Source organism: Helicobacter labetoulli, from assembly GCF_003670275.1.
Lineage (GTDB): Bacteria > Campylobacterota > Campylobacteria > Campylobacterales > Helicobacteraceae > Helicobacter_C > Helicobacter_C labetoulli.
The window spans coordinates 43,899-59,769 of the sequence record NZ_QXJF01000008.1 but is presented as its reverse complement, the minus strand read 5'-3'; the positions used below and the strand labels follow the sequence as shown (position 1 = coordinate 59,769).

Here is a 15,871-nt window from a genome sequence, read left to right as displayed (position 1 = left end):
TCATTCATAGCCTTTTAAAAAAGGCTATGACATTAACTTCTTAAAACTCTCACTTACACTTTTTCCATCAAGTATTAGGCTAATCTCTTTTGCAATAGGCGTATAAATATCTTCTCCCTCCCCAATCTCTGTAATTGCCCTAGCTGTAATAACACCCTCAGCTACTTCACCAAGCTCACGCAATATCTCGCTAATTTGTTTTTTGGCGGCTAGTCCAAGTCCAACGCGATAGTTACGCGACATTGTAGAAGTTGAAGTCAAAAACAAATCTCCAGCTCCAGAAAGTCCCAAAAATGTCTCCATTTTTGCTCCAAAATGTTCTCCAAAACGGCACATCTCTACCAATCCTCTAGCAACCAATGATGCCTTAGCATTTGCCCCAAACTCCAATCCATCGCAGATTCCCGCGGCAATAGCAATGACATTTTTATACGCCCCAGCTATCTCTCCGCCTATCACATCAGGACTCACATAGGCTTTAATAAATTTTGGCATTAAAGCGGCAAACTCACGACTCAAAGCAAGATTACGCGAATGGATAACCAATGCACAAGGCAGAGACTGCACCACTTCCGAAGCAAAGCTAGGACCGCACAAATATGCAAGATTCTTATGCCAAATCTCCTCTTCCATAATATCACTCACAAATGCCCCACTCCCAGATTCTATACCCTTACTTGCACATAAAATTTTTATCTCCTTTGGGAGCTTTACGCTCATAAGCCACTCCCTCAAAGCACTTGTAGCAATAGCCATCACAAAATATTGTGAATCTAGAGCTTCATTATGACTTACCTGCATAATAGGTTTAGAATCTTGCTTTAACAAACGCTCATTCAAAGGTGCAAGAAGAGAGCTAATATCACGCCGAGAGACAATTTTCACATCATTTTTTTCTGCCAATGCAAAGGCTAATGCCCTGCCCCAAGCTCCACCGCCAAATACACTTACATTCATATCATATTCCCCTTATTTCACTTATCAAAATACATAGCTATATGTCAAAAATACTTGCGTTGTTAGCACATACGGATTAGCATTGATAGCAGTGTTTGAGGCTACATTGCCTACAACAGGCGTTCCAACTACACCATTTGGCATAGTTTGTGAAGGAGCTTGAGACATACCCTGCGAAGCACTCATCGCCAAAAGTGCATCATTAGCAGAGAGTTGCGTTTGCTTTAAAGTCAGCATTATGCGATGTGTCTTTAAAATTGTAATAGTCATACCAATGCTATTAACCCACGCAGGATACATAACCTTATTACCATAGTTATAGGCATTCTCCTCATATCTTTGCACCGTATCGTATGCCTTTATCTTGCCACTGCGTCTTTGCGTATTAAGCTCCACAGCGTTTGAAAAGAATAGCTCTAGCTCTACACGAGAATCTGGCTTTATAGAGTAGTTTAGCTCTACTCCCGCTCCATAGCGAGACATTGGCGTATCAAGCTCATTAAGATTTGCCTTGCCTGTTTCAAGCTCCATTTCGGAATATCCATCATTCACAAACGCATCAGCTTTTATAGAAAGATTCTTGCCAACTTTTGCTCCCGACTTCTCCTCGCTCTCTTTTTTTTCAAGTTGTTTTGCAAGTGGATTTGTGGAAGATTCTGTGTTTTCTTGTCGCAGCATAAGCTCTTCAGCTCCACCAACAACAAGCACAAAGCCCAATAAACACATTATCTTTTTCACTCTTCTGCACCCTTATATCTATCTTAATCTTCTCTTATCCCATTAAATCGGCTTTTATGCCACTTGCTAGAATCGCTATCCTAAAAAACACTGCTTAATATATTCTATCTCAAATCTTTTTAAGGATTTATAAATGTTTTATACGCTTTTGCCTATACTTTCACTTTTTATTCAATAGATTCCACCCTAAAGGTCATATTATGTCAGCTTTTGAAACCATCATCGGGCTTGAAGTCCATGTCCAGCTCAACACCGCTACAAAGATTTTCTGCTCTTGTGCCACAAGCTTTGGGCAAGAGCCTAATAAAAATGTCTGCCCCACTTGTCTAGGGCTGCCCGGCGCGCTGCCCGTGCTTAATCGTGAAGCAGTGAAAAAGGCGATTAGCTTTGGCACAGCCATAAATGCCACAATCAACCAAAACTCCATTTTTGCACGAAAAAACTACTTCTACCCCGATTTACCCAAAGCCTATCAAATCAGCCAATTTGAGATTCCCATTGTCGGGCGTGGGGAGATTGAGATTGAAGCAAATGGAGAGAAAAAGACTATCGGCGTTACACGCGCTCACCTAGAAGAAGATGCGGGCAAAAATATCCACGAAGGGCAGTTTTCTAAAGTGGATTTAAATCGTGCTTGCACGCCGCTTTTGGAAATTGTAAGCGAACCAGATATGCGAAGTAGTGATGAAGCGATAGCTTATCTTAAAAAGCTGCATTCTATCGTGCGTTTTTTAGGCATAAGTGATGCCAATATGCAAGAGGGCAGTTTTAGATGCGATGCCAATGTCTCTATCCGTGAAAAAGGGGATTCTAAGCTTTACACACGCGTTGAGATTAAGAATCTAAACTCCTTTAAATTTATCCAAAAAGCAATAGAATACGAAGTGGAGCGGCAAATTGAAGCGTGGGAAGATGGCAAATATGCAGAGCAAGTCGTGCAAGAAACAAGGCTTTTTGACACCGCAAAAGGCGTAACTCGCTCAATGCGTGGCAAGGAAGAAGCAGCAGATTATCGCTACTTCCCAGACCCGGATTTACTGCCTGTGTTTATTGATGAAAAGCTAATGCAAGAGGGCAGACAAATCCCAGAAATGCCAGATGAAAAAGCGGCACGATATGTCAAGGACTTTGGCATTAAGCCCTATGATGCCGGAGTGCTGACTTCAAGCCTAGAGCTCACAAAATACTTTGAATCTATGCTAGATTTTGGTGCAAGTGCTAAAGGCTCTCTTACTTGGCTTACCACGGAGCTTCTAGGGCGATTAAAGGGCGAGAATACCCTGCAAACTTGCGGGATAGATTCTACAACGCTTGCCACACTTGTCAAACGCATAGATGAAAGCAAAATCAGTGGCAAAAGTGGCAAAGAAATCCTAGATGTGCTTGTGGAGCAAAAGGGTGGCGATGTGGATTCTCTCATAGATTCTATGGGATTAGCACAGGTTAATGACGATGGAGCAATCCTTGCTGCCATAGATTCTGTGCTAAGTGCCAACCCTGATAAAGTCGCAGAGTTTAAAAGCGGCAAAGACAAGCTTTTTGGCTTTTTTGTAGGGCAAGTGATGAAAAATGCAAAAGGCGTAAATCCCGCCCGCGTCAATGAGCTATTAAAAGAGAAGTTACAATAACACCACACATAAATCACAGGGGAGAATTATGCAAGATTATGCAAAGCTAACAACTAATAAAAATCAATTAGGGGGGGGGGATAATAACTCTCCTTTAAAAACCCAAGAATCTAAAGAAAATCCCCACCCTAAAAACCCATATGATTCTAACTGCACCACCAATCAATCTTCAAACACCCTACTAAACCAATTCAAAGACTCGCTAAATAGCGATATTGAGCATCTAGCCTTTCTTATGGGGTATTTCCGCATAAGTGGCTTTCTCCGTTTGCACGATATTCTTAAAAGCAAAGGCTACACCAAGCTTACTTCTATCCGCCTGCTTGTAGGGCTTAATGTTGATAAGCTTATCTATGATCTCCAAGCTGCCAATCTCGACCCAAATATGCAAGAAAAGCCCTTTAAAGAGCTTTTCTATCAAACCCAAAAAAGTATTATCAATACCGAAGGGTCCTACACTATGGCAGTAGATGACTCCATATCCACACTAAGCAGCGTGATCAAATCTGGACAAATCCAAATCCGCATCGTGCGGGAGAAAAACGCCCACGCCAAATTCTATCTCTTCTACAAGCAGCAGCACTCTAGCAGCAAAGGACGCGATGAGTGTGTAGGCTCACTCATCGTAGGCAGCTCCAATTTAAGCCATAATGGCTTAGAGCAAAACTACGAGTTTAATCTAAAAACCACAGATTCTAGGGATTTGGACTTTGCAAAGTGGGAGTTTGAGCGATTATGGGAAAATGCCTTACCCTTAAGTGCTTTAGACATAGCCCAAGCCACGAAAGACACCTATTTACAAACTATCTCGCCAAGAGAGCTTTACTACAAGCTCCTGCTATGCTACTTTGGCGATGGCTTCTTGCACCAAGATGCAAGCATAGAGGCGTTGTTTAAGGGCTACACCACCTACCAATACCAAATCGATGCCGTGCAAGAGGGCATAGAAAAACTACAAAAATATAATGGCTTTTTTCTAAGCGATGTCGTAGGACTTGGCAAAACCTTGATCGTTTGCGTGATTGCCAAAAAGCTCCAAATAGATAGCAAAATCACAGGCAAGATCCTTTTCATCTCTCCACGACAGGTCAAAACAAGCTGGCAAAGACATATTGATGACATCGCCATAGCAAACTACATAATCAAAACACCAGATGATCTACACAACATCTCCAAAGACGACATTGATCAAATCGAGCTAGTGGCAGTCGATGAGAGCCATAGATTCCGCACAAGCGATACTAAGAAATACGAAAATCTACAAAACATCATCAAATCTAGCTCCACACACAAGCCCAAAAAACTTATCCTCCTATCTGCCACCCCGCAAAACAACCACCCCCAAGAGCTAGCCAACCAAATCTATCTCTTCCGCGATAGAAAAGATACGCAACTCCTAGATGGCAAAGTGCTTGAAAGCTTTTTGACAAACATCTCCAAAGACTTTAAAAGCCTACAGCAAAAGCGCAAAGAGATTTATGACACCACCCCAGATGACAAACTAGATTCTAGTCAAGCCTTACAAGAGAATAGGACTAAGCTAAAAGAGCTAGGCGATAAGCTACGCGATACCCTGCTACTACGCATTATGATCCGCCGCACTAGGAGTGATATAGAGGCATTTTACCAAGATGACAAAACCAAGCAGAATCTAAGCTTCCCAGAGATCACCCCGCCAAAAGACTTGACCTACAATCTTGATGAGATCTCACACAATCTAGCAAGCGATACGATCAAATTCCTAGACCAAAGCGAGCAGAGTAGCTTAGGCAGCTATCAATACAAACGCTACCTACTCTTCCCCAATCTCACCGAACAAGGACAAGAAAAATATATGCAAGCCTATGGCAAGAAGCACGATAAATCCTACTATGACACTAGTGCCAAGCAGCTCCAAGGCTTTATACAAAAGCTCTTATTCAAACGCTTTGATTCTAGTATCGCCGCGTTTAAATCCACCTTGCAAAAGATCATTAAAGCCCACGACATAATGCTACAAATGCTACAAGATGAAAATGGCAAAGTCAAAATCCCCAAGGAATACCACAATCTCGATAGATTCTATGAGCTGATTGAAAGCGATAGCGATGACTCTCTTGAGTCTCTACACAAGCTTGAAGAAAAAGGCAAGATATTCTCCCTAGAAGTAAGCGATTTTGACAAAGAATACGCACAAGCACTCCAAGCAGACAAACAAGCCCTAAGCAATCTGCTTCAACGCTGGGAAGCAATCACGCAAGACCCCAAGCTAGAAGCGTTGCAGAAGTTTCTAGCCTCCCTAGAAACAGGGCAAAAGGTTGTGATCTTCACAGAGGCAAAATCAAGCAGCGAGTATCTCACCACAAAGCTAGAAGCCACCCCAAGCCTAAGCGGTGCGATCCTCCATATCCACGGCGGCAACCGCGATGAGCTAGAATCTAGCATTAGAGAAAACTTTGATGCTAACTACCCCAAAGACAAGCAGCAAAATGACAAACGCATAATCATCACCACCGATGTCTTGGCTGAAGGCATAAATCTCCATAGAGCCAATATCATCATAAATTACGATACCCCCTATAACTCAACGCGCCTTATGCAGCGAATAGGGCGGATAAACCGCATAGGCACACCGCATAAACAAATCCATATCTGCAACTTCAAGCCAGATTATTTCACAGATTCTATCATACATATCCGCGCCATAGCGAGCCAAAAGATCCAGAGCTTCCACTATACTTTGGGGGAAGATTCTGCGATTTATGATGAGAGTGAAGAGTTTGATAGCAAAAAGCTCTTTGATGAGAGCATAAAAACCCAGAAAGAAGACCTAAGCAAAGAGACCTTACACAAAAAAGCCCTAAAAGATCTCTACCATAGCGACAAGCAAGCTTTCCAAAAGATACAATCACTGCCCAACAAGTCCCGCTGCTTTATCCAGACACAAGACCAAGCCCTAAGCTATGCCTACCTAAAATCCACCCACAAAGGCAGCAATATCTTCGCTCCTTACTGCATACAAGAAACTAGCGACAACCTCTTGCGAGAAGAGAAAGCTAGAGAATGCTCCGTGTTTGATATGCTAGATTTTTTACAAAAGCACATAGACTACCCCAAGCACCCCGCTAGCAAATCCCAGCTAAGCGTGCATTATAGGCAAATCAACAAAGCCATAGAAGCTTTCACCACACCGAGTCAAGCCCCACTTGCAGAGTCATCAAGCAGCGACAAGCACGCTTCTAAAGCCATAGGCAAGCTACAAGCCTAGCCTATATCGCACAACCAGCCAAAGACCCCCAAGAAGCAGCCTCCTTGCAAGCACTCCTACACGCCATCAAGCAAGGTAGCCACGCCAACTTGAGCCAAAAGATCATCAATGCCAAGGACAAAGATGAGATCCTAGCAATCGCCACAGACGCACACATCACGCAAAGACCTAGCAGCACAAAGCCTAGTAGAGACATAAAGAATCTAGACATAGAGCTAAGTCTCTCCACCTTTATTAAATCACACAAGGAGTAGCAATGAACAGCCTAGAGAGATTCACAAAAGCCCCATACAAGTTTGCACATTTTAGGGACTTCATCAAAGAGAGCTTTGCCCATAATGATGACATAGACTTCTACCAAGACAAGCCCACCCCCTACAAAGATGGACATATAATCCGCCATTACACCAAGATCTGTGAGCCTATCACCCTTGCAGACTCCTACACCATAGGGGTTTTTGCATTTGACACTACTTCTACTAATGCCAAAGTTACCCTACATAACGAGCTAGCCAAGCTGCTAAAATCCCAAGTAGATGGCGAGTATCTCTCAGCGATTTTAGCAGTCTTCTACGATGAGAGCTCCCCGGAAGTATTCCGCCTAAGCCTAGTAGGCAAGAGCTATGACCTAGCAGCAAACAAGCAGACCTTCTCAAATCCCAAACGCCAAAGCTTCGTGCTAGGAGATTCTATCCCCACCCACACCGCGCAAAAGCAGCTCCAAGATCTCATAGACTCCAAAGCCAAAAGCAAAGCCACCCTAGAAGAAGCCTTTTCCTTGCAGGCGGTTACCAAAGAGTTTTACAAAGAGATTAAAAAGATTTTTGACACCCTTTGTGCCAAGATTAAAGCCACGCATCTAAACAAGCAAGGCATAAAAGAGTTTGCCACAAAGCTGCTAGGTAGGGTAGTATTCGTGCGATTTTTAGCCGAGCTTACCCTAATCCCCAAAGAAATCTTCACCCAAGCCCGTGTTGATACCACCCAAAGCTACTACCAAGATATTTTAGTCCCGCTCTTTTTTGAAGTGCTAAATACTCCGCAAGAGACAAGATACTCACACATAACAAGCAATGCGATTTTTTCCAACATTCCTTATCTTAATGGCGGGCTTTTCGCCCCAAGTGCTATGGATAGCTATAAAGCAGACGAGTTTGGATTCTCTACCATCACGATTCCTAATGAGATTTTCACCAATCTCTTTGAGATATTTAATCGCTACCACTTCACCATAGATGAGAGCAGCCCACTAGACCAAGAAGTAGGGCTAGACCCAGAAATGCTGGGCAAAATGTTTGAAAACCTCCTAGCAGAAATCGACATTTTCTTTGCTCCAAGCTATGTAGTAAGGCGTGGGGAGATACCATCTGTTGCCATCTTTGTCGCCTTTGTCATAGGGGACAAAGCAGCGGGTAGAATCTATGCCATTTGCCTTTTGCGATTGGCTTAAAGATTCTACATCTGCTATTTCATCATCGCTTACTATGCGGTATAAAAAGCCTTGCCCAAAGACATCTCTACCATACTTTTCTTTCAAGCTATCAAATAGCTCTCGCACTTCTTGCTCACTTTTAGGGTCTAGAAAGGCTCTTGCTTCTCTAGCGTTATCAAACTCCTGCCCTATGGCTTCCCAAGTCTGTCTAGCTTCATAAAGCTTTATGGCTCTTTGCTCTTTAGCCCTTAGGGCTTCTTTGCTCCCCTGTTTTAGTGCTATGTATTTGCCATTGTTTGCTGTGGCTAGTCCTTGACCGCCATCGGTGATAAGCCCTAGTAGTGTTATATCTCCGGGCTTTAGGCTAGAGCGGTAGGATTCTAGGGATTTGGCGTTTTTGGCGATATTTTTAGAAGTATCTATCTTGCTCCACCATTGCTCTAGCAGGAGCTTTGCCTTTTTGTTTAGCTCGTGTAGGGCTAGATTGTATGGCGTGGGCTTAAAGATGACATTTCTAGCGGTGGATTTATACAAATCAATGGGGAGAGTATAAGTGGCAGTAGGGGTGGTAGTCATATCTATGAAGTCTATCTTGTGGCTTTGGCTTGGCTCTTTGCGTGAGATTTGAGTGATAGCGGTATCTACCATCGCTGCTTCAAAAGGATTGGCACTATCGCAGATAAAATCTAAGTTGGCTTTGTGTAAGAGTAGATTGCGTAAATTGTCTTTGCTCTGTATGGTGAAAAAGGTCTTGGGCGTGATGAGTGATAGCACGCCATTTGGGGCTAGATTCTCATAGCAGATAAAAAAGGCGTGGTTATAAGTATCATCAAAGAATCCATACTGCTTTTCAAGCTCTTTTTTGTAGGATTTATGGCTACCTTTGGTGGAGATGTAAGGGGGGTTGCTTATAAGTATATCAAAGTCGCTTACTCCAAAGATAAACTCACTATCAAAAAATCCCGCCACACTCATTTCATCAAATGGATTGTAGCTTGCTAATGGGTGGGCTTCTCCTAGCTGCATCACAAAAGAGTCAAAGAATTTTGCTCGCACTTTTAGGAACTGCTGTTTTAGGGACTCTTTGTCAGCTTGGGGCTGAAAGTATTGGTCGCGTAAGTTTTGCATATCTTTTTTGCAAGCGAAGTAGTCAGGGGACTCTAGGAACTCGTCTTTTTGGAGCTTTAGGAAGCTATTGGCAGAGGCGAATTTGAAGTCTAGATTGGGCAGGGGGGCTATGCCGAAATTGGGGCTAGATGTATCAATGGGAGATTCTATGATGAGAGATAAAAAGCAGCGAAGCCTAGCGGTTTCTGTGGCGATTGGCTGAATGTCTATGCCATAGATTTGGTTTTGAATAATAGAGAGCTTACGCTCATAAATGGAGCGTGAATCTTGCAAGGCGGATTGTGTAGCTAGAATCTCTTGTAAAATCCCCATAGGGAATGCTCCACTTCCGCAAAACATATCTAGGATTTTAAGGCTATTTAGGGCGGATAGGATTTGGGGCTTGGCTTTTTGGTCTAGCTTGGCTTCATTAGCGTCTTTGGTCTCTAGGAGAGCTTGGAGAGAGTCTTGGCTGATGTGCGGGAGCTTTAGGGATAGGGCTTTGCTTAAGGCTCTTTGACACATAAAAGATACGATAGGTCGTGGCGTGTAAAATGAGCCTGTGGCTTTGCGGATATTGGTGTTGTTTTCAATATTGGGGTCGCCTATTTGAAGACAAACTCTGGGAAAACAGGTAGCGGTATGCCTGTGGTAAGAAATCCGCAATTTTATTTTAGAGAGGCTTTAATCGTGCTGTGTTTTATGGCTACATCACTACGATGCTAGGCTTTGGGGCGTGTTTATTTATTCCCTTTCCGCTTCTAGCTCAGTTTGCCTTGTATGCGACGATTTCTCTAAGCATTGCTTATGTCAGTTTTGCTTTTATCTATCCACATTTGGGCTTGAAGCCCCCTAAACTTTTTGCTTTTATGAGCCGCATAAGAAACCCACGCATACCCTCTTTAGTATTCTTGCTCCTAGCTCTTTTTGTCTTTATTTACGCCACTTGGCACACAAAGCTTGATTTTGACTTATCCAAACTTGATTATCACAACACACAAATGCTTGAACAAAGGGCATTTTTTGAGAGAATTCAAAATGATGTGCCACAGGTTTTATTCCAAGCTAAAGAGGCTCACGGGCTTATGCTTTTTGTGCGAGGGCTTCTTGCCAATGTTTCAAACATCACCTTTAATAAAAAGCAAGGAAGCACACAAGATGGATATTTTTACCTTTTAGCAAATATGACACACGAGCAGATTCAGCACGCCACTTCGCTCCTTAATGACCTTAAAGCAGATTCTAGCACAAACCTTAAACTATGGAGTGTAGAAGAGCAAAAGCAGATTTTGGAATCTAAGCTTACCCTTGAAACACGCCCTTTGCAAAAGATTATGGATTCTCTTGCAGATTCTATTTATCAGCCAATGCTGATTGTTTTGTGTCTTGCCCTAGGGCTTATGCTTCCCTCTTTGGCAGTGAGTTTAAAAAAAGATTTCTTCCACGCAGCAAGTTTTGTGCTTTTCCCCTTGAGCGTGGCACTTTGTGTCATTGCAAGTGAATTTAATATGATGCATCTTTTTGCATTGCTTATTCTTGTGGTGGTGAGCGTTGATTATGGAATCTATGCGATAAAAGAGGGGGAAAATCCACGCACAAATCACGCTATTATTTTTTCAGCTTTGACTACCGGGGCAAGTTTTGGGATTCTAATCCTATCACAAATCAAGGCACTTAATTCCTTTGGAGAAGTGATTTTCAGCGGTATGTGTTGTATGATAATTTTGCTTGTGTTTGGGAGATTTGGGCAAAGATTCTAGCCTAATAGAATAAAGCTAGAATCTTAAGGCTATGTTATCTATCTTTGAGTTTTAGCTCACCGATAAGCTTGGCATAGCGAGTATATTGTGTTTTCTTAAGGTAGGCTAGAAGTGATTTTCTCTGTCCTACAAGCTTCAAAAGCCCTAGTCTGCTTGAATGATCTTTTGGATTTGCTTTTAAATGCTCTGTTAAATCCGCAATTCTCTGTGAAAGCAGTGCGATTTGCACCTCACTTGAGCCTGTATCCTTGCCATCTCTTGCAAATTTTGCAATGATTTCCTTTTTTTTCGCCGTATCTAAAGCCATAATGACCTCCTTGATTGGTATAAATAAAGTGCGAATTGTATCGCAATAAACTAAATCTAAGCTTTTACAATAAGTCTAAAACGCTTTTTTACCTAGCTTGGCTCTATTCTTCAATATAATTTTTCAGTTTTCTGCCCACTTTTGGGTGTTTAAGCTTTTTAATCGCACTAGATTCTATTTGTCGCACACGCTCACGCGTTACATTTAACTCCTTGCCAATCTCCTCAAGTGTGCGATCACTCTCATCATCAAGCAGTCCAAAACGCATACGGATAACCGCTTTTTCCCTATCATTGAGCTGCTCTAGCACATCATCAATCTGCACCTTCAAATCCTCTTTAAGGATATAGTCCATAGGACCAACCGAGCTTTTATCCTCTACAAAATCCCCAAATTTTCCATCATCATCGCTACCAATAGGTGCATCAAGGCTTACTGGCTCTTTTGTAATCTTAATCACATTTTTTACCTTATCAATCGGCAATCCCACCTCTTTAGCAATATACTCAATATCCGGCTCTTTACCCGTTTCCTGTATATGCTTACGCATAATTTTGTGGATTCTATTAATCGTCTCTATCATATGGATAGGGATTCTAATGGTGCGTGCCTGATCGGCTATGGCACGAGAGATAGCTTGGCGAATCCACCAAGTAGCGTAAGTAGAGAATTTAAAGCCCTTTTTATACTCAAACTTATCCACAGCTTTCATCAGCCCAATATTCCCCTCCTGAATCAAATCTAAAAAAGGCAATCCGCGGTTTGTGTAACGCTTAGCAATACTCACAACAAGGCGGAGATTTGACTTTGCCATTTTTGCCTTTGCTTTATCCGAAATGGACTTTCCGCGTTTGATTTGCTCTAAAATCTCTTTTAACTTCTCTGGCTCTAGGTTAAATCCACCCTCACTTGCCTCTTTTGTTTGAAAAAGTTTCTTAAGCTCCATATACACGCTAACCATAGTCGTTTCTGGCACCATCGCGGCAATCTCATCGCGACTCATCGCGGTAATATTAGCAAGAATCTTTTGATGATTTTCCACAAGCGTGTCGTTAAATAACGGCAATTTATATTCCAAACGCTTTAATTCACGCTCAAAGCCATCACCGCTTTTAAGGCTATTTTCCATAGCTCTTACAAGCTCGTTAATTAACTTGCTCGTAGGTCCCAAATCTAAAAGTTTCATTTTTAAAATATGTTTCTTGTGAGAAAGCAACAAAATATGCCCTAATTCATCTTCACTTTCACTTATAGGCGTCTCAAGCACTTTAAGCCAATCCTTTTTTGCCTTATCAAGTGCTTTGAAACTCTCCATTACTTTTTCTATTCTTTTTTGATCTTTTTTAGAGTTTGCCTTGCGTGAGCTCTCCTCTTCACCAACGGCATCAAACTCCTCTTCCTCCTCCTCACTATCCTCTTCCTCATCATCAAAGCTTTTAAATAACTCTTTTACGCGCCTCTCTCTGTTAATCAACGCATCTTTATAATCATAGATAAAATCAATTAAATATGGCACAGAGCAAATCGCATCAAGTATAGTATTTTCACCTAATTCTATATTTTTGCTTAAGCTCACTTCCTCTTCTTTAGTCAGCAATGGAATCTGCCCCATCTCACGCAAATACATTCTTACAGGGCTATCGCTTCTACTCCATTCTAATAGCTCCTTGTCTTTCATAAAATCAAATTCATCTTCAAGCTCTTCATTGAGAAGCTTTTTTCTATCAGCTTGGCGTTGAATCTGCTCTTTAGTGTTAAGCATTTTTGCCACTTCAGATGAGCTTAAAAGCTGCTTGTTATATTTTTTACTTAAATCTTTTATTTTTTTTACTTGTGCTGCTGTGGGAGCTTTAAGCATAATCTGTGCGATTTTCTCATAAGTTATATAATCGCTATCCTCTTCTTTAAAAAGATTTTCTAACTCCGCATTAACTTCTTTTGATTTTTTGCCTATTTTTTCGGATTTTTCTGACATTTATTGTATCCTTGCAGTGAAATAGTGGAAGATAAAATCGGCAATTGTATTGAAAATTGCATAAATATTTGATTAAGGTTAAAAATCCTCCCTAATCCTAAGACTAGGGATTTAAGATTATTTTGGGTTGATCTCTTCGCGTCTTTGGAGATATTCCCAACGCGCTTCTACATCTTTTTGAAATTGCGTGATAATATGCTCATTTTCAGGTTTGAAAAGGTGCTTAAAACGCCCTTGTGCGCCAAGATAATCACGCACAGGAATAACATTTCTTGGACGATATGTAATGTGAAGCTCCACACCATTGATAATTTCAAAAAGAGGAAAAACAAGAGAATCTACTGCCAAATCACTCACTTCAACCGTCTTGTTAGATTCAAATCTCCACTCTGTGGTGCAAGCACTCATTGCGTTAATAAAAGTAGGACCTTCTGTGTCAATGGCTCGTTTAATCTTCTTATTCATATCTTTCCACTTATTAGGTGCGACTTGAGCAACATAAGGAGAGCCGTGAGCTGCCATAATAAAAAGCAAATCTTTTTTCTTTTCTTTCTTACCAAAGCTTGAGCTTCCAGCAGGTGTTGTTGAAGTGCTTGAGCCAAGAGGAGTAGAGCCACTCCTTTGCCCACCGGTATTTGCATACACTTCATTATCAAGACAAATATAAGTCATATCGTGCCCTCTCTCAAAGCAACCGCTAATCCATTGAAACCCAATATCATAAGTCGCTCCATCACCACCAAAAGCAACAAATTTTGGCTTTTCGCCCATGTAGCGCCCCTTGCGTGCAAGAGCCTTATACATAGCCTCAGCTCCAGCCACAGCAGTAGAGCCATTCTCAAACCCTATATGAATCCACGGCACATCCCAGCTTGTATGTGGATATACCGCACTTGAAACTTCCAAGCACCCTGTTGAGTTTCCCAAAATAATAGGTCCATCAACGGCACTTAGCACTTCACGGACAATCATTCCGTGCGCACAACCCGGACAAAGTAAATGCGCACCTTCAAATTTTTTTGATGATTTTTGAAATTCTTTTAAATTTTTGACTTCTTTTACCATTGCATTCTCCTTCTAAAAAAAGCTCATCTTAGGTCCGCGCAAACCTAGCATTTGTTGAAGTGGATGAGTAAGCTTACCAGCCTTTGCATTTGCATCAAGCTCAACAAAAATGCCCTCTAAATGTGCTTGTGTCAAATCGCGTCCGCCAAGCCCATAAATATAATTTGACATCACAGGGTGCGATCCAGCACAAAGAGCTGCTGCTGAAAACTCATTAAACAACATACCCATTGTTCCAGCAGGTAAGCTTCTATCCAAGCACGCCACCGCCTTAAGATTCTTCATTGCTTCGCCAACTTCCTTAAATGGAAAAGGACGCAAAGAACGAATGGACAACACACCAGCTTTTATACCCTTTTGCTCACGCACTTTTTTAGCTGCTACACGAGCAGATTCTACACTTGTGCCAAGTGCGACAATCGCCACTTCCGCATCTTCAAGAAAATAACTCTCAACAAGGCTATACTTACGCCCACTTAGTTTTTCAAACGCTTCAAACACCTCATTAATCACAATATGTGAATCCATAATGCCCTTATGCAGTTGTGCTTTATGCTCAAAATGCCAATCTTCTTCAGTTTGAGCACCATAAGTGATAGGATTAGAAAAATTCAGCATAGGATTGTGTGAAACATACTCGCCAATAAACTTATATGCCACCTCATCGCTAAAAGGTCGCACAGATTGAGCTGTGTGAGAGCAAATAAAACCATCTTGATTGACAATCACAGGCACTCTCACACGCATATCTTCAGCAATTTTAAACGCCATAAGATTGAAGTCATAAGCCTCTTGGGGATTGTATGTGCAGAGATTTATCCAGCCCGTATCTCGGCTAAGATACATATCAGAATGATCGCCATTTACATTGAGCGGAGCAGCCAAAGCACGATTGACAAGATTCAGCACAATAGGCAGACGCATACCTGAAGCTTGATAAAGCACCTCTACCATAAGGGCAAAACCTTGCGAACTTGTCGCTGTGGCTACACGCCCACCTGCTGCCGCAGCCCCTACACACGCACTCATTGCAGCGTGTTCAGATTCTACCATTACAAACTCACCATCAATATAGCCATTACTTACAAAGCCACCATAGTTTTGTACAATAGGCGTTGAAGGCGTGATAGGATAGGCTGCCACAACATCAATTTGAGCTTGACGCAACGCTTGGGAAGCAGCCATATTGCCATCCCATACCTCAATATCCCTTACTTCCATAACTTTTGCCATATTCTCCTCCTACGCTTCTGTCTTTTTGGGCTGTTTTTGAGGCCACTCTCTTAATGCCTCATCATTGTCCTTGTGGTCATTAAACATAAGCAATGATTTAGGATTTGTAGGACACACATCTACGCAAACACCGCAGCCCTTGCAATGCACATAATCCACCCCTGCAAGCTTATCGTTGCTTGTCAAAATCGCCGCATCAGGGCAAAATACCCAGCAATTAAAGCAATTAATGCAAATCTCGCTATTATGCACAGGCTTTTCTACACGCCAATGTGCCACACTATCGGTAAATGAGCTATCACCACTATAAGTTCTCTCACATTTATACAGCTCCATTGCTCCATCTACACCTTTTTTAAAAGGAAAAAGCACAGAGCCGATTTCAAATTGATCCCAATCTTTTAACTTTTCCATAAAATCTC

The 15,871-nt window shown here is 41.9% G+C and carries 12 protein-coding genes and 1 pseudogene; 5 read left to right on the top strand and 8 right to left on the bottom strand.

Annotation, left to right across the window (positions count from 1 at the left end; translation table 11 throughout):
- Positions 1 to 24 precede the first annotated feature (24 nt).
- The gene (locus tag EBF12_RS05200) at positions 25 to 957 is read right to left on the bottom strand and encodes an NAD(P)H-dependent glycerol-3-phosphate dehydrogenase (protein ID WP_121726716.1); all 933 of its coding nucleotides are present in this window, start codon (positions 955 to 957) and stop codon (positions 25 to 27) included.
- 24 nt (positions 958 to 981) lie between these two features.
- A complete protein-coding gene (locus tag EBF12_RS05195) occupies positions 982 to 1,695 on the bottom strand; it encodes a hypothetical protein (protein ID WP_244196379.1) in 714 nt (237 codons plus the stop codon).
- A gap of 200 nt (positions 1,696 to 1,895) precedes the next feature.
- Here EBF12_RS05195 and gatB point away from each other — a divergent pair, with 200 nt between their 5' ends.
- Genes gatB through EBF12_RS12390 form a run of 4 tightly spaced genes read left to right on the top strand, consistent with a single transcriptional unit; the run spans position 1,896 to position 8,020 of the window.
- Positions 1,896 to 3,323: an Asp-tRNA(Asn)/Glu-tRNA(Gln) amidotransferase subunit GatB gene (gatB, locus tag EBF12_RS05190; RefSeq protein WP_121726715.1), complete on the top strand. Its 1,428-nt coding sequence runs from the start codon at positions 1,896 to 1,898 to the stop codon at positions 3,321 to 3,323.
- 28 nt (positions 3,324 to 3,351) lie between these two features.
- Positions 3,352 to 6,570 (top strand): helicase-related protein, encoded by a 3,219-nt coding sequence (locus EBF12_RS05185; protein WP_121726714.1) that lies wholly within the window; start codon positions 3,352 to 3,354, stop codon positions 6,568 to 6,570.
- 44 nt (positions 6,571 to 6,614) lie between these two features.
- On the top strand, positions 6,615 to 6,824 hold the full coding sequence (locus tag EBF12_RS05180) for a hypothetical protein (RefSeq protein ID WP_121726713.1): 210 nt from the start codon (positions 6,615 to 6,617) through the stop codon (positions 6,822 to 6,824).
- 2 nt (positions 6,825 to 6,826) lie between these two features.
- On the top strand, positions 6,827 to 8,020 hold the full coding sequence (locus EBF12_RS12390) for a type IIG restriction enzyme/methyltransferase (RefSeq protein WP_462923184.1): 1,194 nt from the start codon (positions 6,827 to 6,829) through the stop codon (positions 8,018 to 8,020).
- A 561-nt stretch (positions 8,021 to 8,581) separates the two neighbouring features.
- On the opposite strand, the pseudogene EBF12_RS12385 reads toward EBF12_RS12390, so the two are convergent.
- Positions 8,582 to 9,442: pseudogene (locus tag EBF12_RS12385) on the bottom strand (Eco57I restriction-modification methylase domain-containing protein); the annotation flags it as partial.
- 362 nt (positions 9,443 to 9,804) lie between these two features.
- Between EBF12_RS12385 and EBF12_RS05170 the strand changes: the two are divergent.
- Positions 9,805 to 10,869: an MMPL family transporter gene (locus EBF12_RS05170; RefSeq protein WP_244196378.1), complete on the top strand. Its 1,065-nt coding sequence runs from the start codon at positions 9,805 to 9,807 to the stop codon at positions 10,867 to 10,869.
- A gap of 34 nt (positions 10,870 to 10,903) precedes the next feature.
- Here EBF12_RS05170 and rpsO read toward each other — a convergent pair whose 3' ends face one another.
- From rpsO to EBF12_RS05145, 5 genes are all read right to left on the bottom strand, one after another.
- Positions 10,904 to 11,176, bottom strand: coding sequence for a 30S ribosomal protein S15 (gene rpsO, locus EBF12_RS05165; RefSeq protein WP_034587966.1), 273 nt, complete (start codon positions 11,174 to 11,176; stop codon positions 10,904 to 10,906).
- 103 nt (positions 11,177 to 11,279) lie between these two features.
- Positions 11,280 to 13,151, bottom strand: coding sequence for an RNA polymerase sigma factor RpoD (gene rpoD / locus EBF12_RS05160; RefSeq protein ID WP_121726711.1), 1,872 nt, complete (start codon positions 13,149 to 13,151; stop codon positions 11,280 to 11,282).
- 117 nt (positions 13,152 to 13,268) lie between these two features.
- Positions 13,269 to 14,216: a thiamine pyrophosphate-dependent enzyme gene (locus EBF12_RS05155; RefSeq protein WP_121726710.1), complete on the bottom strand. Its 948-nt coding sequence runs from the start codon at positions 14,214 to 14,216 to the stop codon at positions 13,269 to 13,271.
- Positions 14,217 to 14,228: 12 nt separating this feature from the next.
- Positions 14,229 to 15,449, bottom strand: a complete 1,221-nt coding sequence (locus EBF12_RS05150; RefSeq protein WP_121726709.1) for a 2-oxoacid:ferredoxin oxidoreductase subunit alpha — start codon at positions 15,447 to 15,449, stop codon at positions 14,229 to 14,231.
- 9 nt (positions 15,450 to 15,458) lie between these two features.
- Positions 15,459 to 15,863 (bottom strand): 4Fe-4S dicluster domain-containing protein, encoded by a 405-nt coding sequence (locus tag EBF12_RS05145; protein ID WP_002957114.1) that lies wholly within the window; start codon positions 15,861 to 15,863, stop codon positions 15,459 to 15,461.
- Between the last annotated feature and the right edge of the window lie 8 nt (positions 15,864 to 15,871).